Raw genomic sequence first — 22,382 nt, forward strand, 5'->3', positions numbered from 1 at the left:
TTGCATGAACTCCCGCGAGATCGATTCAGGCTGTCAGGGTGCGCAGCGGGACTGAGCGGCCGCCCGCAGTTGTCCTTTTTCGTCTTCTACCCAACCTATGACTCGCAAACGCTCCGGGTTGGCGCCGGCTGCAATGCTCATGGACCGCGCATCAAAAAACCTGTTTTGCTCTGTTTTTAATAGCTGCTTGCGCCCGTCCCAATTGGTCTGCAGCACATTTCTCACTAAATTTCGCTCAACCGGGGAGCCTTCGGTTCCGGCTGGCAGGGTTTCAACCAGTGCGAGCCACGCTGTCCATTGACGGCCTTTGGCTGCCCGGGGGATGGGTTTGAGTTCGATGGAGGCGCCCAGGTAATCACTCAACGCCAGGCCATGTGCGACACGCAGGCGGTTGCCCGTGAGGGGCCGCACGCGCGAGGTGGTGGCCAGGCTTTGAGGGGGAACGCTCTGGTGCAGCGCGTCCAGCCGTTGCAAGCTTTCGCGCGCGGCGACGGCCGAAAGCGGTGCGTCATCGCCCTTGTCGCCGGGAACCACCCAATCCAGCGCGACCTGGCCGGCCTCTTCGCGTGCCGTGGCCGGGTCGGCCCAGCAGGTGTCGCAGTTGGCGTTGATGAAACGCTCCAGCAGCACCGCCGGCTGGCGCTGGCCATCGCTGGCGCAATACGACTGCGCATGCGCCACGCCCGAAAAGCCGAGTCCTGCCGTCAAAAAGCAGACGGCCAGCCTCGCAAGCCTTGACCGAGCCAAACCTGTTGTCATGAAAACCCCAAATACGTCTATGTTCGCAGAAGCTGCAGGGCGCTGCCGGCAGCAGGGGAAACAGACAGGTGGACCCTACAATCGCAACAAAGTTGACCCGGCGCGCGCAGTGCTATCCTGCACGCGGTTTTTAATCATTGCAACCGTGTGCCCTGCACGCTGTTGCACCAACCAGTACCCCGCGCATGAACGAAACTCTCCATTCCACCTGTGATGTGCTGATCGTGGGCGGCGGCCCTGCCGGCTCTACCATTGCGGCGCTGCTTGCCGCCCAGGGGCGCGATGTGGTGCTGCTTGAAAAAGCGCATCACCCGCGTTTTCACATCGGCGAGTCACTGCTTCCGGCCAATGTGGAACTGTTCGAACGCCTGGGCGTGCGCGACCAGGTTGACCGTATCGGCATGCCCAAATGGGGCATTGAGTTTGTGTCGCCTGAGCATTCGCATTGCAGCTACATCGAATTTGCCGACGCATGGGACAAATCGATGCCGTCGGCCTGGCAGGTGCGCCGCTCCGAGCTGGACGAACTGTTGTTTCGCAATGCGGCGACCCGTGGCGCGAAAACGCTCGAAGGCTGCACCGTGCGCGATGTGGTTTTTGACGCGGAAGGCGCCACCGTTCAGGCCGAGCTCGATGACGGCGCGAAGCGCAGCTGGCGCGCCCGTTTCGTGGTGGATGCCTCCGGCCGCGACACCTTGCTGGCCAACAAGCTGCGCAGCAAAGCCAAGAGCCGCGAACACAACAGCACGGCCCTGTTCGGCCACTTCACCAACGTCGAACGGCTCGAAGGCAAGCGCGAAGGCAACATCAGCATTTGCTGGTTCCCGCATGGCTGGTTCTGGTTTATTCCGCTGGCTGACGGCACGACCAGTGTGGGCGCGGTGTGCTGGCCGTATTACCTGAAGTCGCGCGAAAAATCACTGCGCGAGTTTTTCATGGACACCATTGCCATGGCGCCGGAATTGAAAAGGCGCCTTGCCAACGCCACGCTCGTCGATGACGCGGTTCACGCCACCGGTAATTTCTCTTACAGCAGCACCCATGCCACGGGCGACCGCTACCTCATGCTGGGTGACGCCTTCACTTTCATTGACCCCATGTTTTCCTCGGGCGTGTACCTTGCGATGCACAGCGCCTTCGATGGCGCCGAGCTGGTCGCGACCGCGCTTGACCAGCCGGCTCATTTGCCTGCCGTGCGCAAAAGCTTCGAGGCCATGATGCGCAAGGGTCCGCGCGAGTATTCGTGGTTCATTTACCGCGTGACCAATCCGACCATCCGGCACATGTTCATGCATCCGGCTAACCCGCTGCGCGTGAAAGAGGCGCTGCTGTCGCTGCTGGCGGGCGACATCTTTAGCAAGACCCCATTCTGGGGGCGGCTGCGGGTGTTCAAGGCGATTTATTACGGTATCTCGCTGGCAAATATCCGGCGGACTTGGGCCGGCTGGAAGCGCCACCGCATGGCCATCCGCGATATGGGCGCGCTCAAGGGCGAAACCATCCTGAAGACGGACGGCAGCTAAAGCCCCCACGGTCGCTCACTGCGTGTAGCTCCCTGCCCTCCGAGGGGGCGCAGCGCCTGCGGGCTGGCAAAGCCAGAACCGCGGCCCCGGCTGGTGAAGGGAAATTTGCGTCGGGCGCGCAGGGGAGCATCCCTGCACCGTGCCGGTGCCGGGGTTCTTTCTACAATGGAAGGATGTTCCCAGAAGTCCCCAGTTCCCCTCTCCTGCAAAACCTCAATCCGGAGCAACTCGCAGCGGTCACGCTGCCCAACACCCATGCGCTGATCCTGGCCGGCGCCGGTTCCGGCAAGACGCGGGTACTGACGACGCGCATTGCGTGGCTTATGCAAACCGGCCAGGTGTCCCCCGGCGGCATTCTGGCCGTGACGTTTACCAACAAGGCCGCCAAGGAAATGATGGCGCGCCTGTCGGCCATGCTGCCGGTGAATGTGCGGGGCATGTGGATAGGCACTTTTCACGGCCTGTGCAACCGGTTTTTGCGTGCGCACTACAAGCTGGCCAATCTGCCGCAGAGTTTTCAGATCCTCGACACGCAGGACCAGCTCTCGGCCATCAAGCGCCTGTGCAAGCAGTTCAATGTGGATGACGAACGCTTTCCACCCAAGCAGCTGATGTGGTTTATTGCCGGCAACAAGGAAGACGGCCTGCGCGCCAAGGACGTGCCGGCGCGCGATGAGGAAGCCCGCAAGAAGGTCGAAATTTACGCCTTGTACGAAGAGCAGTGCCAGCGCGAAGGCGTTGTCGATTTCGGCGAACTCATGCTGCGCAGCTATGAGCTGCTGCGAGATAACGCACCGGTGCGCGAGCACTACCAGCGGCGTTTTCGCCACATCCTGATCGACGAGTTCCAGGACACCAACAAACTGCAATACGCCTGGATCAAGATGCTGGCGGGGCAGGGGCCTGATGCGGCCGAGGGCGCGAATGCCATGCCGGGCGGCTCGGTGGTGGCGGTGGGCGACGACGACCAGAGCATCTACGCCTTTCGTGGTGCGCGCGTGGGCAACATGGCCGACTTTGTGCGCGAGTTCGACGTCAAGCACCAGATCAAGCTGGAGCGCAACTACCGTAGCTTCGGCAACATCCTTGACTCGGCCAATGAGTTGATCAGCCACAACAGCAAGCGCCTGGGTAAAAACCTGCGCACGGAAGCCGGGCCGGGCGAGCCGGTTCGGGTCTACGAATCCACCAGTGATTTCGCCGAAGCGCAGTGGTTTGTCGACGAGGTCAAGCAACTGGTACGTGACGGGACCGAGCGCAAGGAAATCGCGCTGCTGTACCGCAGCAACGCCCAAAGCCGCGTGATGGAAACCGCGCTTTTCAACGCAGGGGTTCCCTACCGCGTTTACGGGGGACTGCGATTTTTCGAGCGTGCCGAAATCAAGCACGCGCTGGCCTACCTGCGGCTGCTGGAGAACCCGCACGATGACACCAGCTTTATGCGCGTGGTGAACTTTCCGCCGCGCGGCATTGGCGCGCGCAGCATCGAGCAACTGCAGGACATTGCGCGCGCAGCCGGTTGCTCGCTTTACGACGGCGTGAGCGCGGTACCTGGCAAGGCCGGTGCAAACCTCGGCGCCTTTGCCGCCAAAATCCAGGTGTTGAGTGAGCAGACAACGGGGCTGACGCTGCGCGAAATTATCGAGCTGGTGTTGCAGCACAGCGGCCTCGAAGAGCATTACAAAACTGAAAAAGAAGGCCAGGACCGGTTGGAGAATCTGGCCGAACTGGTGAATGCCGCCGAGTCTTTCGTGAGCCAGGAGGGCTTTGGCCGTGACGCCGTGGCGCTACCCGTCGACGAGCTGGGCGGGCGGCTGACGCAGTCTCCGGCCAGCCAGGGCGTGGATGCGTCCGCGCCGCAGCTCAACGAGCCCTTGCCGGAGGCGCTGGCGCCCGACACCGAAACCGGCGAAACCCTGTCGCCGCTGGCGGCGTTTCTCACGCACGCCGCTCTCGAGTCCGGCGACAACCAGGCGCAAGCCGGGCAAGACGCGGTGCAGCTCATGACCGTGCATTCATCCAAGGGGCTGGAGTTTGACTGCGTGTTCATCACGGGCCTGGAAGACGGCATCTTTCCGCACGAGAACTCCATGAGCGACCGCGACGGCCTTGAGGAGGAACGCCGGCTGATGTATGTGGCGATCACGCGCGCCCGCAAGCGCCTCTACCTCAGCCACTCGCAAACGCGCATGCTGCATGGCCAGACCCGCTACAACCTAAAAAGCCGATTTTTTGATGAATTGCCCGAGGCGGCACTCAAGTGGATTACGCCGAAAAACCAGGGTTTTGCCTCCGGTCTGGGGTCCGGTGGGTGGGGTGGCGCTAGCAATTCAGGAGCTGGTAGCGCACGTGGGGATTGGGCTAGTAACGTTTTTTCTTCAAAATCAGGCGGTGCAGAACGTTTTGCCAGCCCACCGGTGCCACCGCAGAAGAACGCGCCTTCGCACGGTCTGAAAAGCGGCATGGAAGTGTTCCACGCCAAGTTCGGCGAAGGCAAGGTGCTCATGCTCGAAGGCAGCGGCGACGACGCCCGTGCTCAAATCAACTTCACGCGCCATGGTGTGAAGTGGCTGGCCCTGAGCGTGGCCAAGCTGACGGTGGTGTAGTGACCTGCCTGGCGTTTTGTTGAATCCATCTTGAAGAGAAAAAAATGACAGAGACACATACCGATGCCGGAACCGACACCGGAAAGAACGCTGAAGGCGCGGAAAATGTCGAAAGCGCCGAAAGCGCCGAAAGCGCTTCGGCGATTTATGTTCCGCACCAGGAGTTTCGCACCGGCCTGCCGTATGGTCGCTTCCGCGTGATCGTGAACCCGGAGCGTGCACAAAAATACGTCAAGCACCGCCTTTTTGTCGTGGGCATTTCATTGCCCATGCTGGGTATCGGTGTGGTGCTTTCGCTGTATGGCTACCTGTGGGTCGGACTGCCGATGATCGTCATCGGCGTGTTGATGCACCGGGTCATCAAGGCCCACGCGCCCGGCATTTTGCTGCATCTTGCGCTGCACAACGCCAAGACCTACGAAGAAGCGATGGAGTACGAAATACTCGAAGTGCGCCGCGCTACCTGAGCAATTTGCCGTCGCGGCCGATCACGGTCACCTCCACAAACTTCGAGCCGACGCGATTCTCGGGCGAAAAGCTCACTTTGAAACCTCCTGCGTCGTAGCTGCTCATCTTCTCCAACTGGTTGATGATTTTCTGGCGCGTTGGATCGGCGCCGCTGCGGCGTATGGCTTCCACAAGAATTTTGGCCGCTATGAAGGACTCCATGCTGGCGTAGGAAACCACCTTGTCTGGCTGGTATTTGGCCATCAGGGTCTGGAACTCGCGGGCCACTGGCACGAGGGTGGAGTAGGGGTAGGGCATGACCTGAGAGATGCCGATACCGCGAGCATTGTCTTCGCCTGCATTTTTGAGCAGCTCCTTGAAGTTCACCACCGAAATGCTGAACAGGCGAGCTTTGCTGCCTTGTGCCCGCATTTTCTTGATGAAGGCGGCGGAGGCGCGGTTCACTGAAACCATGATGATGGCGTCAGGATTGGCCCCGCCGATGGCGGCGACCGCTGCAGCGACTTCTTCGGGCTTGGTACGGTCGTAGCTGCCGGTGGCCACAGCTGTCATGCCCAGTTTTTTCAATGCGCTTTCCGCACCTGCCAGGCCGCTTTTGCCGAAGGGATCGTCCTGGTACATCACAGCGAAGCGACGCAGGCCGATGGTGTGCAGATGCTCGACCATGCGGGCAGTTTCGTCGCTGTAACTCGCGCGGATGTGAAAGATCAGGGGGTTGACCGGTTCTCGCAAATCCAGGGCACCCGTGTAAGGTGCCAGCAGCGCGATGCCGGCTTCTTCCAGCACCTTGTTCTTATTCAATGCCAGCACGTTGCCGGTGCCGACGAAACCGAACAGTGCCAAAGGCTTGTCTTCGGCCAACAGCTGGCGCGTCAAAGCCAGGGTCTGGTCTGGCTTGTAACTGTCGTCCTTGAGGGAGACCCGGATCTTGCGGCCAAAGATGCCGCCGTTGTCATTGATATAAGCGAAATAAGCAGCCCCGCCCGCCACGTATTCGTTGCCGGTTCCGGCGATGACACCGGTTAGCGGCGCTACCTGCCCTATCACCAGATCCTCGCGCCCTGGCGCCGCGTGCCCGGGAAGAGCAAGTGACAGCAGGGCGGCAAAGCCCAACGTCCTTGCCATTAGTTGAAACTGGGTTTTCATCGAATTCTCCTGGTTGATGATCAATTTCATGTTCTGCATTGCAGAACTTTTTACTTATATCGTCATGACGGATTCTGAAACATTCAGACACATTTATACCTATGGCTTTCCCGGAGTGCCTCGATAAACAGACGGCGTAAGCATCACAATCCCACTATCTTTTTATTCTGCAATGCAGAACTGGTAATGTCTCTACCTTCTACGTCTAGCGGATCAGCTTCGCGAACAGCCAGCGTGGGTCATGCCAAGGAAGACCGGCACTTTGTGACTGCGTTGGCTCGTGGGCTGGATGTGCTCAGCGTTTTTCGTTCACGGGACCGGACCTTGGGCAATCAGGAACTCGCACGCCGTTGCGGCCTGCCCAAGTCGACCATTTCGCGTTTAACCTACACGCTGACCAAGCACGGCTATCTTGAGCATGCACAGGACGCCAATGGCCACGCCGGTTATCGCCTGGGCAGCGCTGTACTGGCGCTGGGCAGTGCCATGCTTGCGCGCATGGATATGCGGCAGCTCGCCAGGCCGCTGATGCAGGGCCTCGCCGACAGTTCGCAAGCCATGGTGTCGCTGGGTATGCGCGATCGCCTGAGCATGATTTATGTGGAGAACTGCCGTAGCGAATCCGCGCTCACGCTCAGTCTGGACGTCGGTTCACGTATTCCGTTGGCTAGCACGGCGATGGGACGTGCTTATCTGTGCGGCTGCACGGACACTGAACGTGAGACGCTGCTCGAGCGTATCCGCGTCCAGGATGAGGAGGCGTGGCCTGAGACTCGCGAGGCACTAGAGCTGGCGCTGAGACATTACCGTGATCACGGTTGTAGCGCTTCTTTTGGTGATTGGCAGAAGGACGTTAACGCTATTGCCGCTGCATTCCGGCCGGTGGGCGGGCGCTCTGTCATGGTGGTGAGCTGCGGCGGCCCGGCTTTCAGTCTCTCGCCGGAATTCTTGATGACACAGGTGCGGCCGCAACTCGTGGCGGTGGTCAGGCGGTTGCAAAGTATGTCGGGCGATGCCCGATAGACGTTGCTGGCGCAGTGATGATCAGTAGCTTATTTTCCCGCTGCCGTCCTTGATGCCTTTTCTGCCGGCGATCTCCCAGGCGGTCTGCTGGTTCACCAGTCTGGCCAGGAACTCGAGCTCCTCATCGCTGTGGTTGATCGCATTCGCCGGGGTCAGTCGGCGGCCGTCTTTGGGCTCCACCTCGCCCCAGAATGCCTGGTGGTAGCTTGACTGCGACACGGTTTTCTCGCCGTTCGATTCCATGTCGACCGTGCCGTAGCAATTGCAGAAATAGCTGCGATTGCCCTGGGAGGCAAAGACCTCGGCGTACACGCCGGTTCCGCGTATGCCGGCCGTCAGGGTGGGCAGAATGATGGCGCGGCTGTTGCCCTTGCCCCAGACGCTGACCACGGCCCCCGTGAGCAGGCGCAGCAGGCTGACGGCATTGATTGAACTGCCGCGTTCCACCTTCAGCAGGGAGTTTTCACGGACCTGGAACGCCGAGTTGCCAATGACAAACATCAGGTTGGAGCCGGGCCCGGTCTGGATCTGATCGCCGGTGAGAATGGTCTGTCCGGTTTGCAACCGGCTGCCGTTGAGCAGGGCATCCCCCCGCAACTCAACAATATTGCTGCGCTGCTGCGCCATGGCGGCCGGCAACCCCCCCATCGCGACCCAGGCGGCTGCGGCTTTGAGCGCGCTACGCCGCTGAAACCACAAGATTTCCTGTTCGTTGCGGCCTTGCAGCTGGTGCTGGGTCATGAAGCATCTCCTGGAGTAGCGGGGTCGTTGTGGGTGTTTTCCGTGCTTTCGGCGCCGTCCGGCGGGTCACCGGGCACCGTGGCCACGAAGCTATCACGAAACGTGAAGTAAATCGAGGTGGAAAACATGGCTGCGATCAGCAGGGCCAGCGGCATCATCGCCGCCGCCATGAAGTCGGCGCTGCCCGTGAGGCCCGCCAGCACGCTCAGCACAATGGCCAGGGCCATCGACACAACGAACCAGCCAAACCCGAACATAAGAAAGGCCCCGGCGTTGCGAACGCAGGCCACCACGCTGAAAAAGAGGCTTTTGACCGGAGACACCCCGTGCCAGTGAACCAGGGCCGGCGCATGCCAGAACAGCAGCAAAACAGGCAGGTACAGCAACAGCGACACCGACATGTTTTTCAGCATGGCGAGCTGGAACTGCGGCGTCATCATCGCCTCGCGGGTCGCGTCGGCGGCGACAGGCGGGTCCACCAGCATCGGCACCATCCAGTTGATCAGTACGCAGAAGGCCGCATACAGCGCACCCAATACCAGCATCGCACCCAATCGCTCACGCCCCGCGCGGAAAGCGCTAAGGAGCACGGTGGGCATGGGAAATTTACCCTTCACGGCCTCTTGCGTGGCTGCCATCAGCCCGAGCATGGCGGCTGGAACCACCATGAAAGCCAGGAGCAGCCCGACAACAGGGATCAATGAGAGCACCGTGACGGCAGCCAAATACAGGAAAAACAGGCCCGACATGGCCAGCGGCTGCTGCATGAAAGTCTTGATGCCAAGCCTGACCCAGGTCATGCCGGTGCTTGCGGGAACAATATTGAGTTTCATGGTCTTCAGCGGAAGAAAGGGGCCGGCCTGGACCGGGCGATAGCATGATGAGTTTGCCTGAAAGCCACAGACCCTGGAGTTGCCTGCCTTCTGGCCCTGGCGGAGCGGTTCGAAATGGAAAGGATGCTACAGAACGTAGGGCTGCGTGAGCCGCGCGCACAAGACACGTTCGAAATGGCTGGGATCGTGCGGCTTGAGCACCGCCGCCTCGCGCGGCAAATGCAAATCCCACAGGCGGGAAAGCCAAAACCGCAGCGCGCCGGCGCGTTGCATGGCCGGCAAGAGACTGCGCTCCTGCGCCGTCAGGCGCCTGACGCTTTCGTACGCGGCCATGAAGGCTGCCGAACGCGCTCCGTCACCTGCGCCGGTGTCCATATCTATGCACCAGTCATTCAGGCAGACGCCGATGTCAAACAGGAAGGTGTCGCAGCCGGCGAAGTAAAAGTCGAAAAAGCCCGTGAGCCGCCCGTCTTCGAACATCACGTTGTCGCGAAAGAGGTCGGCATGAATCGCGCCACGCGGCAGGCTGCCGAAAGCGGAAGAGGCCGCCACATGATTCTGGTAGGCCAGTTCGCCCAAAATAAGGCGGGTTTGTGCCGGGGTGATATAGGGCTGAACGACCGGTACGGTTTCGTTCCACCATGCCAGGCCGCGCAGGTTGGGCTGTCGGCGCGGGTAGTCGAGGCCTGCCAGATGCATGCGTGCCAATGTTTCGCCCACACCGGCGCAGTGATGGGGCGTGGGCGCGAGCTCGCTGTGGCCGCGCAGCTTGTTCACGACGGAAGCCGGTTTATCCTTCAGGCGGTGAAGGATCTGGCCTTTGGTGTCGGCTGCCGGATCTGGCACCGGAATGCCGTGCGCCGCCAGATGCTTCATCAGGTGCAGGTAAAACGGCAACTGCTCAAATGTCAGGCGCTCAAACAAGGTCAGCACGTACTGGCCCTGGTCGGTGTCGACAAAATAGTTGGTGTTCTCGATGCCGCCGGCGGCACCCTTGATATTTTGCAGCTGCCCCAGATTCAGGGCGTTCAAGAACGCTGCAGCCTCGTCAAACGAGACTTCGGTATAGACGGCCATGCCTGAAAGGGGATCCTGGAGTTCTTTAGGTGCGTGAGCTGCGAGGAAGTCAGAACTTCAGCACATTCCAGACGCGTGAACCGTTGGTGTCATTATTGGTGGAAGCCGGTGCTGTGCCCCGGGCACCTTCCGCTGGCTTGACTTCATAAGATGCGCCAGTGCCGACTTTGGGTTGGACCGTAATTTGCTGGGTTTCGCCTCCGACACGGAGCTCATCGATACGGCTGCCCGAATCTTCGGTGCGAATGCGCTGAATCGCCTTGTCCGGCCGGCCAGCGGGGACGGGAGCCTGAGCCTCTGCAGCCGCCGGCGGCGCCGGGTTTGGTGCCGGCGCCTGGGCTAGGGCCGCGGCCAGCGGCAGCACCGCAAGAGCGGCGGCAAGAAAAGGGCGAAATGCGTGGTTCATGCCTGCATTGTAGGCCGCAGGGCCCGGCCGACAAAGCCCTGTATGTCGTAATAAAGGGATGGCGGCTGTAGGCAAAAAGCCCTTGCCGGGGCCGGTGCGGGGCGCCAGTGGCACCGCAGACGGCGGCTCGCCGATATCCCCGACAATCGGCCTCATGAGCACCGACAAAAAAACCTTGCTGCTGGTAGACGGCTCCAGCTACCTGTACCGCGCGTTCCACGCCATGCCTGACCTCCGGGTCAACCCCGGCGACCCCACCAGCCCGGCCACCGGCGCCATCCGAGGCATGATCAACATGATGCAGAAGCTGCGCAAGGATGTGCGCGCCGACTACGCCGTCTGTGTGTTTGACGCCAAGGGCCCGACCTTTCGCGATGCGCTGTATCCCGAATACAAGGCGCAGCGCTCCCCCATGCCCGACGACCTGCGCAGCCAGGTTGAGCCGATTCACGAGGTGGTGAAGCTGCTCGGATGGAAAGTGCTGGATGTGCCGGGTGTCGAAGCCGACGACGTGATTGGCACGCTGGCCTGCATCGGGTCAAAGCAGGGTGTCGAAGTCATCATCTCCAGCGGCGACAAGGACCTGAGCCAGCTGGTGGATGAAAACATTACCGTGATCGACACCATGAACGACCGCCGCCGGGACCTGGCCGGCGTTGAGGCCGAATTTGGCGTGCCGCCGCGCCTGATGGTGGACTACCAGGCGCTGGTTGGAGATGCAGTCGACAACGTGCCGGGCGTGCCCAAGGTCGGGCCCAAAACCGCCGTGAAATGGCTGCTCGAATACGGCTCGCTCGACGCGCTGGTGGCGCGCGCAGGCGAGATCAAGGGCGTGGTCGGGGAAAACCTGCGCCAGTCGCTCGAGTGGCTGCCGAAGGGCCGCGAACTGCTGACCATCAAAAAAGACTGCGACCTCGTGGCGTACATCGACGGGTTGCCGGCCCTTGACGCCATTGGCATGGGCGCCCAACAGACCGAGTCTCTCAAGACTTTCTATGAGAAATACGGCTTCAAGGGCCTCGTCAAGCAGATCGACATCGAAACCACCCCGCCCGAATTGATCGGCGGCCCGGAGGGCCGACACAAGCCGGCGCCCGCCGGAGGTTCGGGTGGCCGCTCGGATTCACCGGGCCTGTTTGACGAGGCGCCGTTGTCGGACACGCCGGTGGCCGAGCGCGCCAGCAACCTCAAGTACGACACCCTCCTCACCTGGGAAGCCTTTGACGGCTTGCTCGCCAAAATCGAAGCAGCTGAACTGGTAGCGCTGGACACCGAAACCACCTCGCTCGATGAAATGCTGGCGCAGATTGTTGGCCTGAGTTTCAGCGTCACGCCCGGCGAGGCTGCCTACATTCCGCTCACGCACGACTACCCTGATGCCCCCGCGCAGCTGCCGCGTGACGAAGTACTCGCACGCCTCAAACCCTGGCTGGAGAACCCGGCCAAGGCCAAGCTGGGCCAGCACGTCAAATACGACCGGCACGTTTTTGCCAATCACGGCGTTGAAGTGCAAGGCTATGCGCACGACACCATGCTGCAAAGCTACGTGCTGGAAGTGCACAAACCGCATGGCCTGGCTAGTCTGGCCGAGCGCCATGTGGGCCGCAGCGGTATCAACTACGAAGACCTGTGCGGCAAGGGCGCGCACCAGATCAAGTTCAACCAGGTCGACATCGCCAAAGCCGCTGAATACTCCTGCGAAGACTCCGACCAGACGCTGGATGTTCATCGCGTGCTCTGGCCGCAGCTGGAAGCCAACGAAAAGCTGCGGTTTATCTATGAGCTGGAAATCAAAAGCAGTGAAACGTTGTACCGGATCGAGCGCAACGGCGTAATGATCGACGCGCCCACGCTGGCCGCACAAAGCCATGAGCTGGGCCAACGCATCATTCAGCTTGAAGCCGAGGCCTATGAGATCGCCGGCCAGCCCTTCAACCTGGGAAGCCCGAAGCAGTTGGGCGAGATCTTCTTTGACAAGCTGGGCATGCCCGTCATCAAGAAAACGCCGAGCGGTGCCCGCAGCACCGATGAGGAAGTGCTTGAAAAACTGGCTGAAGACTATCCATTGCCCGCCAAACTGCTCGAGCACCGCTCGCTGAGCAAGCTCAAGGGCACCTACACCGACAAACTGGCGCAGTTGGCCAACCCGCAGACGGGCAGGGTGCACACGCACTATGCGCAAGCGGTCGCGGTCACCGGCCGGCTTTCCAGCAATGATCCCAACCTGCAGAACATCCCGATTCGCACCGTCGAAGGCCGGCGTGTGCGCGAGGCTTTTGTCGCGCCTGCAGGCAGCGTCATCGCCAGCGCCGACTATTCACAGATCGAGCTGCGCATCATGGCGCACATCAGTGACGACGAAGCGCTGCTCAGCGCCTTCTCCAACGGGCTCGACGTGCACCGCGCCACCGCCGCCGAAGTGTTCGGTGTGCCGGTGGATCAGGTCAGCAGCGAGCAGCGCCGCTACGCCAAGGTTATCAATTTCGGTTTGATCTACGGCATGAGCAGCTTTGGCCTGGCGCGCAACCTCGGCATTGAAACCAAAGCGGCTGCGGCCTATATCGACAAATATTTCCAGCGGTATCCCGGCGTCAAAAACTACATGGACCAGACCGTGGTCTTTGCCCAGGAAAACCATTTCGTCGAGACCGTTTTCGGCCGGCGCCTTTACTTGTCAGAGATCAACGGCGGCAACGGGCCGCGCAAAAAGGCTGCGGAGCGCCAGGCCATCAACGCGCCCATGCAAGGTACGGCGGCCGACCTGATCAAGCTCAGCATGAATGCGGTGCAGCAGGTGTTGGATGCGGAAAAGCGCGGCACCAAAATGATCATGCAGGTGCACGATGAACTGGTGTTTGAAGTGCCCGAGGCTGAGGTCGAGTGGGTCAGGACCGAGATTCCGCGCCTGATGGCCAGCGTGGCGGATCTGAAAGTGCCGCTGCTCGCTGAAATCGGTATTGGGCCCAACTGGGACAAGGCGCATTAAGCCGCTCTCAATCCTCTTACCGCGAGCCCGCGCGTGAGAGGCCGGAAGCTCCTCGTTGCCGGCATCGTCCTTCCCTTGCTGGTGGGTGGTGCTGCGGCGGTATATGCCTGGTACCGGCTGACCCAGCCGTTTGTGTCGGCCAGTGACGTGGCGGTACCGGCAGCGCAAACCGCATCTGCCGCCAGGCTGAAGCAACTGGTCCATAAGCTCTCCACCGATTTTGCGGACCGCACTTTTGATAACGCGCCGCGCCTGGAAGGCGCTGCCGCTTATCTGGAGTCACAGCTTTCCGGGCTGGGCCTCAAGGCGGAGAGTCAGCGCTTCACGGCCGAGGGCCGGCCATACCGCAACCTGGTCGTGAAGCTGGGCCCCGATACGCCTGACGTGATGGTGGTGGGCGCTCACTATGACGTGGCCGGCGAGCAGCCCGGTGCGGACGACAACGCCAGCGGTGTGGCCGGCCTGCTTGAGTTGGCGCGACTGCTCAAGGGGCAGGCTTTCCGCCAGCGGGTGGAACTGGTGGTCTACACGAATGAAGAGCCTCCCTTTTTCCGCACACCTTACATGGGCAGCGCTGTCCATGCCCGGTCCCTTGCCGAGGCCGGAAAGCGTGCGTCCCTCATGTTGTCGCTCGAGTGCATCGGCTACTTCAGCGACGAGCCGGGAAGTCAAGCCCATCCCGTGCGGCTTCTCAATGCGATCTACCCCACCACCGGAAATTTCATCTCACTGGTGGGCTTCTACCAGGACGGCGACATCGCGCGCCAGGTGAAGGCTGCGATGAAGTCGGCCTCCGACTTGCCGGTGTACTCCATCAATGCGCCGGGCTTTGTTGTAGGAGTCGATTTTTCGGACCACCTCAATTACTGGAGTGAAGGCTATGTGGGAATGATGGTCACCGATACGGCTTTCTACAGAAACAAGGCGTATCACACGCCGCAGGACACCGCAGACAGGCTGGACTACCGGCGCATGGCCAAAGTCGTCGAAGGCGTGCGTGCAGCGGTCATGCAGCATGCGGCAGTTGCCGTACCGGTGCGCTAGTTTTCATCGCGCCCAGCACCCGTACGGCTGCCCACTCCGGCGCCACCGCATCCAGCCGGCTTGCCAATATGGGCAGGTGGTTGGCCGGCACGGCAGGGTAGAGGTGGTGCTCTATGTGAAAGAGCAGGTGCACGGTTAACCCGTTGACCCAGGCGCGCCGTTCTGTGCGGGCGAAGACGCCTTTTGGATCGCAGCCATGGTGCACGCTCCACACCGCAAAGAAACCGACCAGCATGTTGGATCCAATCATCGCGACCGCGTGGTAGCGCAGCCAGGCCTGCTCTGTCAGCGCTGCCGTCAGGCACACCGCAGCGATCAGCGTGAGCTCTGCGCCCACCCAGCGCCGCGTGCGCGGGCTACCGGTGCGCAGCGCCTGCGCATGGGTGCGGATGCTGAACAGCACGCCCAGTGCCAGTGCCCGCCACCCCGGTTGACGGGCCCAGCCACCTTCTTCGTCGCCATCGCCCAAGGGGTCTCTGTGGTGCACCAGATGCGTATGGCGTATGGCGTGGGTCGAGCACAGCATGGTGAACGTCAGGGCCAGCAGCACGGCGTCCAGCCAGCGGCGCGGCACGCCGATGCTGGCGTGGTAGCTGTCATGGGCCTGGCGCAGTGCGGTTAAAAAGAACGCGGCTGACAGCGGCATCGCCAGCCAGTACAGATCATGCTGCGCCGCCCACAGCGACCCTGCCAGCCAGGGCGCAGAAAGGCCCAGATTCAGCGCGACCTGGCCTGGGCGCAGGGAGACCAGGTCTTCCCAGCGAACCTGTGCCGGGCGGCGCATTCCGTCGGTGGCGCCGTTTATGCTGTCGGTGCCGTCACGGTTTTTGCGTGTGCCGTGGTTGCGCAGAGATATTGCATGGGACATGACATGGCCTCCCCGATCCGTGGTGTGTTGTTGTGTGCTGAGGGCGCCTTCAGGCTGAACCGGTAGCGATGCGTGGCTCGGCCGATGCGGCATGCTTCGCGATGCGGGCGGCCTGTATGTCAGCGGCCAGGTTTTGTGCCGCCACCCACTGCCTCACTTGCGTCCACACATTGCGCGAAATGATCGCCACGGTCACAAACACGCCCGCCAGCACCAGCCACAGAGAACGCCGCACCGTGTCGATGATGGTGCTGCGGTCATTGAACTCGCCGAAGGTCAGCATCAGCAGCAAGGTGCCCGACACCGCAAGCAGGTAGGCGCAGCGTATCCAGAATTCCGCGCCGCCGTCCGCATCGCACAACATGCGAAGCACCTTGTAGAGGATGGGCTTGAGGTAGGCGATGGCGATGACCGGGCCGACCAGCGCGATCAGCAGGGAGACAAAAAACAGGTTGGCACTCATGATGATTTCCTTTCGCTTTCGTTTACTTGGAGGGTTGGGTGAAGAGGTGAGGGGACTGCTCAGCGTGAGCAGGTGTCGGTATCGCAGCGCGCCAGGGCCGAGCGTTCGGCGGCACGCCGCACGGCGCCTTCAAACACCAGGCGCACCAGGCCGCGCGGAATACGATGGCGGTTGCGCGCCAGCACCGGGTAGCCCCATTCGGCCAGCGGGCGCAGCAGCGGCATGCGCATGGCCGAGCTGACCCAGCCCAGGCCGACGGCTTCATAGGCCAGGCGGAACACCTCAACACCCTTGAGCACGCGGCCGTCTGCGGTGCGTGCGTGGATCAGGTCGAGCAGGTCTTGCAGGGTGGCGCCTGCTGGCACATCGGTGAAGCCGGGTGCCGAGACATCGGCAAAGCGCAGGTGCCCCTGGGTGTCGCGCAGCATGAGGTTGCTCATCTCTGCATTGCAGAGCGGGCAGACGGACTCATAGAACAGCGTCAGCGGATAAATCGTGGGATCCAGGCCCGCCTTGAAGCTGTCGTAGCGGGTGTTGCCCAGGTCCGGGATGCTATGAATACTGGTCATATTTCTCTCCTTTAGAAATTTCAGTACAAACAGAAATAATTAGCCAAAAAAAAGGCCAACACTGGCCAGCCCTTCAAATCAAAAAGTAGGCGGTAAAAGCTCCGAAGGATCCATGGGTTTTGCATCGCTGTCTCCGCGCACAAATTTCTGCACGCTGGCGCCCATGCGCAAAACTTTTTCCAGCGTGGTGGGCGACAGCCGCAGCATCTCGTCGGCCCACAGGCCCAGCGACTCCATCAGCCGCAGGGTCTCACGCACGCGGTCTTGCGCATCGGCGGACTCGGCGTCAAAGTCTTCTTCCTTCACCAGACCCTGCAACATGCGCACGGTGGGGTCGAACTCGCGTTCCTTGCGCTCGCGCACCACGGTGCGAAACAGCTCCCACACATCGAGCGAGGTTTCGTAATAGTCGCGCCGGTCACCCAGCACCTGGGTGGTGCGGATGAGGTTCCAGTTGAGCAGTTCCTTGAGGCTGGTGCTCACATTGGAACGGGCTACTGTCAGCGTGTCGGCGATTTCTTCGGCATGCAGTGGCCGGCCATGGAAGAAGAGCAGGGCGTGGATTTGCGAGACGGTGCGGTTCACACCCCAGGACGTGCCCATTTCTCCCCAGTGGACGACAAATTTGCGGGCGACAGTGCTGAGTTCCATGAATCCGAATATACGCCTTCATTTATTTCTGTCAAGACAGAAAAATAAAGATTTCAGAAATGTCTCAAAGGCGTTCGGAGCGCTGTTGGAGGGCTTCGCAGGGCTTTCTACCGATGTGCCTTCCATCGCCTGCATCGAAAATACGGCGTATGACAGACGCCAGCCCTATCAAAACCTATGGCATGTCCGAGCGGGCCGACCATCTTGACTTCGACATCCGGTCCCAATTGGTGCGGCCGCCGCTGGTGCGCCCGCATCGGCACGAGTACTTCCAGATCCAGATCAGCCTGCAGGGCGACACCGAACAGAACGTGGCCGGCACGGTACGGCCCTTTCGGCGCGGCTATCTGAGCTTCATCCTGCCCTACCGCGTGCACGTGATTCCGCACCCTGAGGGTTCACGCTACGTCATCATCAATATGTCGCAGCAGTTTTTGCGCCCCGGCCTTGATGTGGACCCACTGGACCTGGAAGACGTGCCGCTGACCCGCGCGCCCGAACTCGCGCCCTTTCTCTTTCAGGAACACACCGACTTTTATTTTTCAGAAGCCGAGTTTCCCGAAGTCGAGGCGCTGCTCGAAAAACTCGCCTTTGAAAACGCCAACCGCCGCTTCGGCTCCATCGAGATGATCCGCGGCCTGATGCTGCAGCTGATTAGCCTGGTGTGCCGGAAATTCGAGGCCGACCTGCTGCGCTTTTCAGCCAGCCAGGCGCAACAGGGTAGCCGCCGCGCCAGCCTGCAGCGCGCGGTGCGCTACATCCGCGATCACCTGGCCGGCGAAGTCACGCTGGCCGATGCGGCGGCAGCCGCCTTCCTCTCGCCCAATTACCTGGCGCATCTGCTCAAAAAAGAAACCGGCAAAACTTTCACCGACCTGGTGACCGAGCGGCGACTGGAATTCGCGCAGGAACAACTGGCGCATAGCAGCCAGCGCATCGCCAGCATTGCGCATGCCTCAGGCTTTGCCGACGAAGCCTACTTCGCAAGGCGCTTCAGGCAGCGCTTTGGCCAGACGCCCAAGGCTTATCGCGACAGCGTGCGTGCCAAGATTTCCGGCACGGTTTAAAGACCTGCTCCAGGCCCTCGCTGCGGCGCAACACCGCTGAGTTGAATCGTCCGGTAAATGCGTAATTGCGTCTGCCTGCGCAGGGCATGGCCACCCTAAGCTCAATGGTTGGAGAAAAAAGCCACAAACAACAAGCTCCAGCCTTCATTCACAACTTCAGGAGACACACATGACAAAACCAGACATGAGCAAACGCGGAATTCTGCAAACAGGCGCGTTGATGACGGCAGGCGCCGTTGTAGGCTGCGCCACACCGGGTACGGCGGCCAATGCGCCCGCCACGCCCTTCACCGTGCCCGAAACCTACGTGCCGATTGCCGGCAGCGACCAGATGTTTCCGGTGCGCCGCATTTACTGCATTGGCCGCAACTACGCCGCCCATGCGATTGAGATGGGCTCTGACCCGACGCGTGAGCCTCCGTTTTTCTTTCAGAAACCGACGGACGCCATCCAGGTCGTGCCGCCCGGCAAGGTGGTGGACCATCCTTATCCCTCGCTGACCAAGAACTACCACTACGAAGTCGAGCTCGTCGCGGCCCTGGCCAAAGGCGGGCGCAACATCCCCATGAGCCAGGCGCTGGACCTGGTGTACGGCTACGCGCTCGGCCTGGACATGACGCGTCGCGATCTGCAGCGCGGCATGGGCGACCAGAAAAAGCCCTGGGAAATTGGCAAGAGCTTTGACCGCTCGGCCCCCATCGGCCCCATCCACAAGGTGGCGCAGACCGGCCACTACACCAAGGGCGCGATCTGGCTCAAGGTCAACGGCCAGGTCAAGCAACAGGCCACCCTCAATCACATGATCTGGTCGGTGGCCGAGCAGATATCCAAACTGTCCGAAGCGTTTGAGCTCTTTCCGGGCGACATCATTTACTCAGGCACGCCTGAAAACGTCGGCCCGGTGGTCAAGGGTGACGTCATTGAATGCCACATTGACGGTTTGCCCGAGCTGAGCGTCAAGATCGTTTAAGGGCCGGCCACTGGCGGAAACGGGGCGGGACAAGGGAAAACACCGTGTCATCGCCCCGTGATGGCAAGAACTTACGGGCCCGCATAGACTCCGACTGTTTGCCTTTTGCTCCCTCCAACAATTTACTGAGGAACCGCCATGCTTGAACACGACCAGAAAAAAGACTTCGATGCCCTGTTGCCCGGGCAGACCACCGAAGCCGGCGCCACCCGCCGCACCGCGCTCAAAACGGCCCTCGGCGTCGGCTACGCCGCGACGGCCATGCCCATCATGGCGCAAACGGCCATCAAGACCTCGTCGGACGGCCTGAAGACCGGCGAAACCACCTACGAAGTCAACGGCTTCAAGGTACCCGCCTTCTTTGCGGCGCCCGCAGGCAAGACCAACCTGCCCGTGGTCTTGGTGATTCAGGAAATTTTTGGTGTGCACGAGTACATTGCCGACACGGCACGGCGCTTTGCCAAAGCCGGCTACCTGGCGATTGCCCCTGAGCTTTATGCACGCCAGGGTGACCCCAGCAAGTACAACGAAATGGCCAAGCTGATGGCCGAAGTCGTCTCCAAAGTGCCCGACGCGCAAGTCATGGCTGATCTGGACGGCGCCGTGAAGTGGGCGGCTGCTAACGGTGGAAACGCCAAAAAAGTGGGCATCACCGGTTTTTGCTGGGGCGGCCGCATCACCTGGCTGTATGCCGAGCAAAGCAAGAACGTCAAGGCCGGCGTGGCCTGGTACGGTCGCCTGGTCGGCCAGCCATCGGCCCTCACGCCCCAGCACCCGCTGGACCTGGCGGCAGGCCTGAAGGCGCCGGTGCTGGGCCTCTACGGCGGGCAGGATGGCGGAATTCCGCTGACCACCATCAACCAGATGAAGGACGCGCTGGCTGAGGCCGGCGCCAAAGGCAACAAGGCCGCGGCGGCCTCCGAGTTTGTGGTCTACCCGCAGGCCCCCCATGCCTTCCATGCCGACTACCGCCCAAGCTACCGCAAGGACGCGGCCGAAGACGGGTTCAAGCGAGCGCTGGAGTGGTTTAAGGTCCACGGCGTCGCTTAACTCCCGCCAGCAGCCAGCAGCCAGCAAGCCGCCAAGCCCGAAAGGGCCGGCGGCTTTTTTTATTGCGGCCCCGACCGGATGTGCCCACTGAATTCTTCTCCGTTCGGGCTGAGGTATCGAAGCCCACCCCCGCAGCGCACCAGCCCTTCGATACCTCAGGGCGAACGGAAAGAGGGACGCGTGAAGGCTCTTAAACCCAGCATGAGCCGTGGAACCGACTTTGGGCGACGCCATCTGCAGTTCAAGTGCGCGGCTGCGTGGTCGTTGACATGACGCCCAGAGCCACCCCCTACGTCGGTTCTGCAGCGACCCAGTTCAGGCCCTGGCCGCGGCTGTAGTAATAATCCCCTTGCGGACTGATCACGACCGCGCGGCGTGTTGCGGGGTCTGAGAAATAACGCCACCCACTGCCCGGCGTGGCGGGAGACGCATCATGGCGTACCTCCTGCATCCCGTGGTCGAACCCGCCTACGGTGCGCTTATCCGTGACGTGCCGGCGTTCACGTTGAGAGCTGTGCTCCTGATCACAGGCTAAGAGGGGAGTGCTGATGGCGGCTGCCAGTATGCCGAGTGAGACAAGAAATGTGGTCGATTTCATGATGAGCTCCTTTGTGTGTAAGCCCAGTCGTTGGTGACTGTGTGAGCAGTATGTGCTCCGCCGGTGAGATTCATGCCAAAAACCTGCCACATTGAGAAAATCTCCTACAGGGGCAGGGTGATTCGAGTCGGCATTGACTCACGTCCATTGACTACCCTCTCCCTTAGGTAAGAGTGTCAACTAAAACGATACAAGCTCCGTGTCCGTGTCCGTGTAGAAGGAACTGTTAGCCCTCATGCTGCATTTCCGAAGGTCAATCACCGTTCCATGCGCGCACAATCTCATATAGCTGTGGCATCCAGTCCTCTTCCCGAGAGAAGAACAGCGTCATGCGGGTCGAACCTTCGCGCCAGCTGATGCGCTGGCCGCCAAGGCCCGAGGCGAAGGTCGTCTTCGGCGCGATGCGATTGCGCACCCAGAAGAAATACCCGTAGCCGTCAAACAGCACGCCGAACTTGCGCTGCGAGGGCAGACCGGGATTGTCGACTTGAAGGAGCATAGCCTTGCGCGCATAGTCGCCGATACAACTGCCCTCATCCGACACACGCCGCACCCAAAGAGCCAAGCGTTCCCAATCGGCGAGGGGCAGGCGGACGCCCGCGCTCGTGAGGCCGTAGCCTTCGCCGTCCTGCTCGACGAGCCCCCCGCCTTCCGCACCCATTGCATCGAATACTTGCTGCTGTAACCAGGAGCCGTAAGCGATGCCGGTCGCGCGACGCAGCACGATGCCGAGCAGCGCCGGGTCTGTCGACTTGTACGAAAAGCGCTCGCCCGGCTTTGCTTCGCCAAAAAATCCCTTGTGCATCGTGAGCAGCTTCGGTTGCAGTACGAGCTGCTGCATCGTCAGCGTGCCGTCGTTCAAGGCGCGGTTGTCGGCTGGGGTCCACGGGCTGCTCGTCTCGGGATTGACGGTATTGTCGGCCGTGCCACCTGCCATGCGCAGGAGATCGCGAACCGTGGCCTCGCCGACGGCATAGAGCGCGGCCTCCGGGACGAACTCACGCACCTTCGCCGCAAGTTGTAGCTTGCCGGCGCAGATCGCCTGCCCCACGGCCATTGATAGCACGCTCTTGCCGATGCTTGCGCCCCAGTACAGGCGCGCGGCCTCGTTTCGCTGCCACGCGTACACGACGGCGTCCCCGTCCATCAGCACGACGGCGGTCGGGGACGTGCGCAATTGCGCGGCGCGCGCCTGAGCGATGACCGTTTCCTCGCTGGCTGTCGGTGTGCGTGTCTTGAGTGGCTGCACCTGCGGCGCGGGGACAATCCGATGCCAGCTTGCGGGACCGTTGGCCCGATAGAGTTCACCGGGGCCGATCGTCAGAGCATGCGCGGTGGCGGAGAAGGTGACGGTGATAAGGAACACTCGAATCATTTGCCGTCCCCAAGCGGGTTGACGTGTTTCCCGCGAACCTTCATATCGATCCACCATTTACCCCACGCCGGTGAAAAAAAGACTCCATGACGACACCCATGACGACTAACGAGGCTGTAAATAAACCCGGTTTGCACGCACAGCCTCTTGGCTGTCGTA

At 61.3% G+C, this 22,382-nt stretch carries 21 protein-coding genes; 9 read left to right on the forward strand and 12 right to left on the reverse strand.

The features are described from left to right. Positions 1-33 precede the first annotated feature (33 nt). A complete protein-coding gene (locus tag ABI546_RS19250; protein ID WP_348049219.1) occupies positions 34-759 on the reverse strand; it encodes a hypothetical protein in 726 nt (241 codons plus the stop codon). Between the two features lie 185 nt (positions 760-944). Between ABI546_RS19250 and ABI546_RS19255 the strand changes: the two genes are divergently transcribed. The 3 genes from ABI546_RS19255 (at position 945) to ABI546_RS19265 (ending at position 5,355) form a co-directional block, all read left to right on the forward strand. Continuing rightward, entirely contained in the window at positions 945-2,282 is a 1,338-nt protein-coding gene (locus ABI546_RS19255) for an NAD(P)/FAD-dependent oxidoreductase (RefSeq protein WP_348049221.1), read from the forward strand. A 173-nt stretch (positions 2,283-2,455) separates the two neighbouring features. Continuing rightward, positions 2,456-4,888: a UvrD-helicase domain-containing protein gene (locus ABI546_RS19260; protein WP_348049223.1), complete on the forward strand. Its 2,433-nt coding sequence runs from the start codon at positions 2,456-2,458 to the stop codon at positions 4,886-4,888. A 44-nt stretch (positions 4,889-4,932) separates the two neighbouring features. Continuing rightward, positions 4,933-5,355: a hypothetical protein gene (locus ABI546_RS19265; protein ID WP_348049225.1), complete on the forward strand. Its 423-nt coding sequence runs from the start codon at positions 4,933-4,935 to the stop codon at positions 5,353-5,355. Here ABI546_RS19265 and ABI546_RS19270 read toward each other — a convergent pair. After that, positions 5,348-6,502, reverse strand: a complete 1,155-nt coding sequence (locus ABI546_RS19270; protein WP_348049227.1) for an ABC transporter substrate-binding protein — start codon at positions 6,500-6,502, stop codon at positions 5,348-5,350. The genes ABI546_RS19265 and ABI546_RS19270 overlap by 8 nt on opposite strands. 186 nt (positions 6,503-6,688) lie before the next feature. Between ABI546_RS19270 and ABI546_RS19275 the strand changes: the two genes are divergently transcribed. Next, positions 6,689-7,525: an IclR family transcriptional regulator gene (locus tag ABI546_RS19275; protein ID WP_348049229.1), complete on the forward strand. Its 837-nt coding sequence runs from the start codon at positions 6,689-6,691 to the stop codon at positions 7,523-7,525. 21 nt (positions 7,526-7,546) lie between these two features. Here ABI546_RS19275 and ABI546_RS19280 read toward each other — a convergent pair whose 3' ends face one another. From ABI546_RS19280 to ABI546_RS19295, 4 genes are all read right to left on the reverse strand, one after another. After that, positions 7,547-8,266, reverse strand: coding sequence for an iron dicitrate transport regulator FecR (locus tag ABI546_RS19280; RefSeq protein WP_348049231.1), 720 nt, complete (start codon positions 8,264-8,266; stop codon positions 7,547-7,549). Further along, the gene (locus ABI546_RS19285; RefSeq protein WP_348049233.1) at positions 8,263-9,099 is read right to left on the reverse strand and encodes a BPSS1780 family membrane protein; all 837 of its coding nucleotides are present in this window, start codon (positions 9,097-9,099) and stop codon (positions 8,263-8,265) included. Before ABI546_RS19285 ends, ABI546_RS19280 begins: the two co-directional genes overlap by 4 nt. 126 nt (positions 9,100-9,225) lie before the next feature. After that, entirely contained in the window at positions 9,226-10,176 is a 951-nt protein-coding gene (locus tag ABI546_RS19290; protein ID WP_348049235.1) for a homoserine kinase, read from the reverse strand. Between the two features lie 49 nt (positions 10,177-10,225). After that, positions 10,226-10,582, reverse strand: a complete 357-nt coding sequence (locus ABI546_RS19295; RefSeq protein WP_348049237.1) for a hypothetical protein — start codon at positions 10,580-10,582, stop codon at positions 10,226-10,228. Between the two features lie 154 nt (positions 10,583-10,736). Between ABI546_RS19295 and polA the strand changes: the two genes are divergently transcribed. Further along, positions 10,737-13,568: a DNA polymerase I gene (gene polA, locus ABI546_RS19300; RefSeq protein ID WP_348049239.1), complete on the forward strand. Its 2,832-nt coding sequence runs from the start codon at positions 10,737-10,739 to the stop codon at positions 13,566-13,568. 33 nt (positions 13,569-13,601) lie between these two features. Further along, entirely contained in the window at positions 13,602-14,612 is a 1,011-nt protein-coding gene (locus tag ABI546_RS19305; RefSeq protein WP_348049241.1) for a M28 family peptidase, read from the forward strand. Here ABI546_RS19305 and ABI546_RS19310 read toward each other — a convergent pair. The 4 genes from ABI546_RS19310 to ABI546_RS19325 all read right to left on the reverse strand — a co-directional run bounded on the left by ABI546_RS19310 (position 14,575) and on the right by ABI546_RS19325 (position 17,163). Next, complete coding sequence (locus ABI546_RS19310; RefSeq protein WP_348049242.1) at positions 14,575-15,480, reverse strand: fatty acid desaturase; 906 nt, start codon at positions 15,478-15,480, stop codon at positions 14,575-14,577. The genes ABI546_RS19305 and ABI546_RS19310 overlap by 38 nt on opposite strands. A 49-nt stretch (positions 15,481-15,529) precedes the next feature. Further along, positions 15,530-15,943, reverse strand: coding sequence for a hypothetical protein (locus tag ABI546_RS19315; protein ID WP_348049243.1), 414 nt, complete (start codon positions 15,941-15,943; stop codon positions 15,530-15,532). Between the two features lie 59 nt (positions 15,944-16,002). Then, positions 16,003-16,512, reverse strand: coding sequence for a DUF393 domain-containing protein (locus ABI546_RS19320; protein ID WP_348049245.1), 510 nt, complete (start codon positions 16,510-16,512; stop codon positions 16,003-16,005). Positions 16,513-16,590: 78 nt separating this feature from the next. Continuing rightward, positions 16,591-17,163, reverse strand: coding sequence for a MarR family transcriptional regulator (locus ABI546_RS19325; protein ID WP_348049246.1), 573 nt, complete (start codon positions 17,161-17,163; stop codon positions 16,591-16,593). Positions 17,164-17,312: 149 nt separating this feature from the next. On the opposite strand from ABI546_RS19325, the gene ABI546_RS19330 reads away from it, so the two are divergent. The 3 genes from ABI546_RS19330 to ABI546_RS19340 all read left to right on the forward strand — a co-directional run bounded on the left by ABI546_RS19330 (position 17,313) and on the right by ABI546_RS19340 (position 20,250). Further along, positions 17,313-18,230: an AraC family transcriptional regulator gene (locus ABI546_RS19330; RefSeq protein ID WP_348049247.1), complete on the forward strand. Its 918-nt coding sequence runs from the start codon at positions 17,313-17,315 to the stop codon at positions 18,228-18,230. 169 nt (positions 18,231-18,399) lie between these two features. Further along, a complete protein-coding gene (locus ABI546_RS19335) occupies positions 18,400-19,200 on the forward strand; it encodes a fumarylacetoacetate hydrolase family protein (RefSeq protein ID WP_348049249.1) in 801 nt (266 codons plus the stop codon). A gap of 138 nt (positions 19,201-19,338) precedes the next feature. Continuing rightward, positions 19,339-20,250 (forward strand): dienelactone hydrolase family protein, encoded by a 912-nt coding sequence (locus ABI546_RS19340; RefSeq protein WP_348049251.1) that lies wholly within the window; start codon positions 19,339-19,341, stop codon positions 20,248-20,250. 289 nt (positions 20,251-20,539) lie between these two features. Here ABI546_RS19340 and ABI546_RS19345 read toward each other — a convergent pair whose 3' ends face one another. Further along, positions 20,540-20,848 carry a hypothetical protein gene (locus tag ABI546_RS19345; RefSeq protein WP_348049252.1) on the reverse strand — a complete coding sequence of 103 codons (309 nt, stop codon included), beginning with the start codon at positions 20,846-20,848 and terminating at the stop codon, positions 20,540-20,542. A gap of 253 nt (positions 20,849-21,101) precedes the next feature. Then, on the reverse strand, positions 21,102-22,223 hold the full coding sequence (locus ABI546_RS19350; protein WP_348049253.1) for a serine hydrolase: 1,122 nt from the start codon (positions 22,221-22,223) through the stop codon (positions 21,102-21,104). Positions 22,224-22,382: the final 159 nt, after the last annotated feature.

The organism is Polaromonas sp., from assembly GCF_039932935.1.
Taxonomy (GTDB): domain Bacteria; phylum Pseudomonadota; class Gammaproteobacteria; order Burkholderiales; family Burkholderiaceae_C; genus Polaromonas.

Coding starts and splice junctions, on each gene's coding strand:
- ABI546_RS19250 (WP_348049219.1), bottom strand. CDS start 759: ATGACAACAGGTTTGGCTCGGTCAAGGCTTGCGAGGCTGGCCGTCTGC.
- ABI546_RS19255 (WP_348049221.1), top strand. CDS start 945: ATGAACGAAACTCTCCATTCCACCTGTGATGTGCTGATCGTGGGCGGC.
- ABI546_RS19260 (WP_348049223.1), top strand. CDS start 2,456: ATGTTCCCAGAAGTCCCCAGTTCCCCTCTCCTGCAAAACCTCAATCCG.
- ABI546_RS19265 (WP_348049225.1), top strand. CDS start 4,933: ATGACAGAGACACATACCGATGCCGGAACCGACACCGGAAAGAACGCT.
- ABI546_RS19270 (WP_348049227.1), bottom strand. CDS start 6,502: ATGAAAACCCAGTTTCAACTAATGGCAAGGACGTTGGGCTTTGCCGCC.
- ABI546_RS19275 (WP_348049229.1), top strand. CDS start 6,689: ATGTCTCTACCTTCTACGTCTAGCGGATCAGCTTCGCGAACAGCCAGC.
- ABI546_RS19280 (WP_348049231.1), bottom strand. CDS start 8,266: ATGACCCAGCACCAGCTGCAAGGCCGCAACGAACAGGAAATCTTGTGG.
- ABI546_RS19285 (WP_348049233.1), bottom strand. CDS start 9,099: ATGAAACTCAATATTGTTCCCGCAAGCACCGGCATGACCTGGGTCAGG.
- ABI546_RS19290 (WP_348049235.1), bottom strand. CDS start 10,176: ATGGCCGTCTATACCGAAGTCTCGTTTGACGAGGCTGCAGCGTTCTTG.
- ABI546_RS19295 (WP_348049237.1), bottom strand. CDS start 10,582: ATGAACCACGCATTTCGCCCTTTTCTTGCCGCCGCTCTTGCGGTGCTG.
- polA (WP_348049239.1), top strand. CDS start 10,737: ATGAGCACCGACAAAAAAACCTTGCTGCTGGTAGACGGCTCCAGCTAC.
- ABI546_RS19310 (WP_348049242.1), bottom strand. CDS start 15,480: ATGTCCCATGCAATATCTCTGCGCAACCACGGCACACGCAAAAACCGT.
- ABI546_RS19315 (WP_348049243.1), bottom strand. CDS start 15,943: ATGAGTGCCAACCTGTTTTTTGTCTCCCTGCTGATCGCGCTGGTCGGC.
- ABI546_RS19320 (WP_348049245.1), bottom strand. CDS start 16,512: ATGACCAGTATTCATAGCATCCCGGACCTGGGCAACACCCGCTACGAC.
- ABI546_RS19325 (WP_348049246.1), bottom strand. CDS start 17,163: ATGGAACTCAGCACTGTCGCCCGCAAATTTGTCGTCCACTGGGGAGAA.
- ABI546_RS19330 (WP_348049247.1), top strand. CDS start 17,313: ATGACAGACGCCAGCCCTATCAAAACCTATGGCATGTCCGAGCGGGCC.
- ABI546_RS19335 (WP_348049249.1), top strand. CDS start 18,400: ATGACAAAACCAGACATGAGCAAACGCGGAATTCTGCAAACAGGCGCG.
- ABI546_RS19340 (WP_348049251.1), top strand. CDS start 19,339: ATGCTTGAACACGACCAGAAAAAAGACTTCGATGCCCTGTTGCCCGGG.
- ABI546_RS19345 (WP_348049252.1), bottom strand. CDS start 20,848: ATGAAATCGACCACATTTCTTGTCTCACTCGGCATACTGGCAGCCGCC.
- ABI546_RS19350 (WP_348049253.1), bottom strand. CDS start 22,223: ATGATTCGAGTGTTCCTTATCACCGTCACCTTCTCCGCCACCGCGCAT.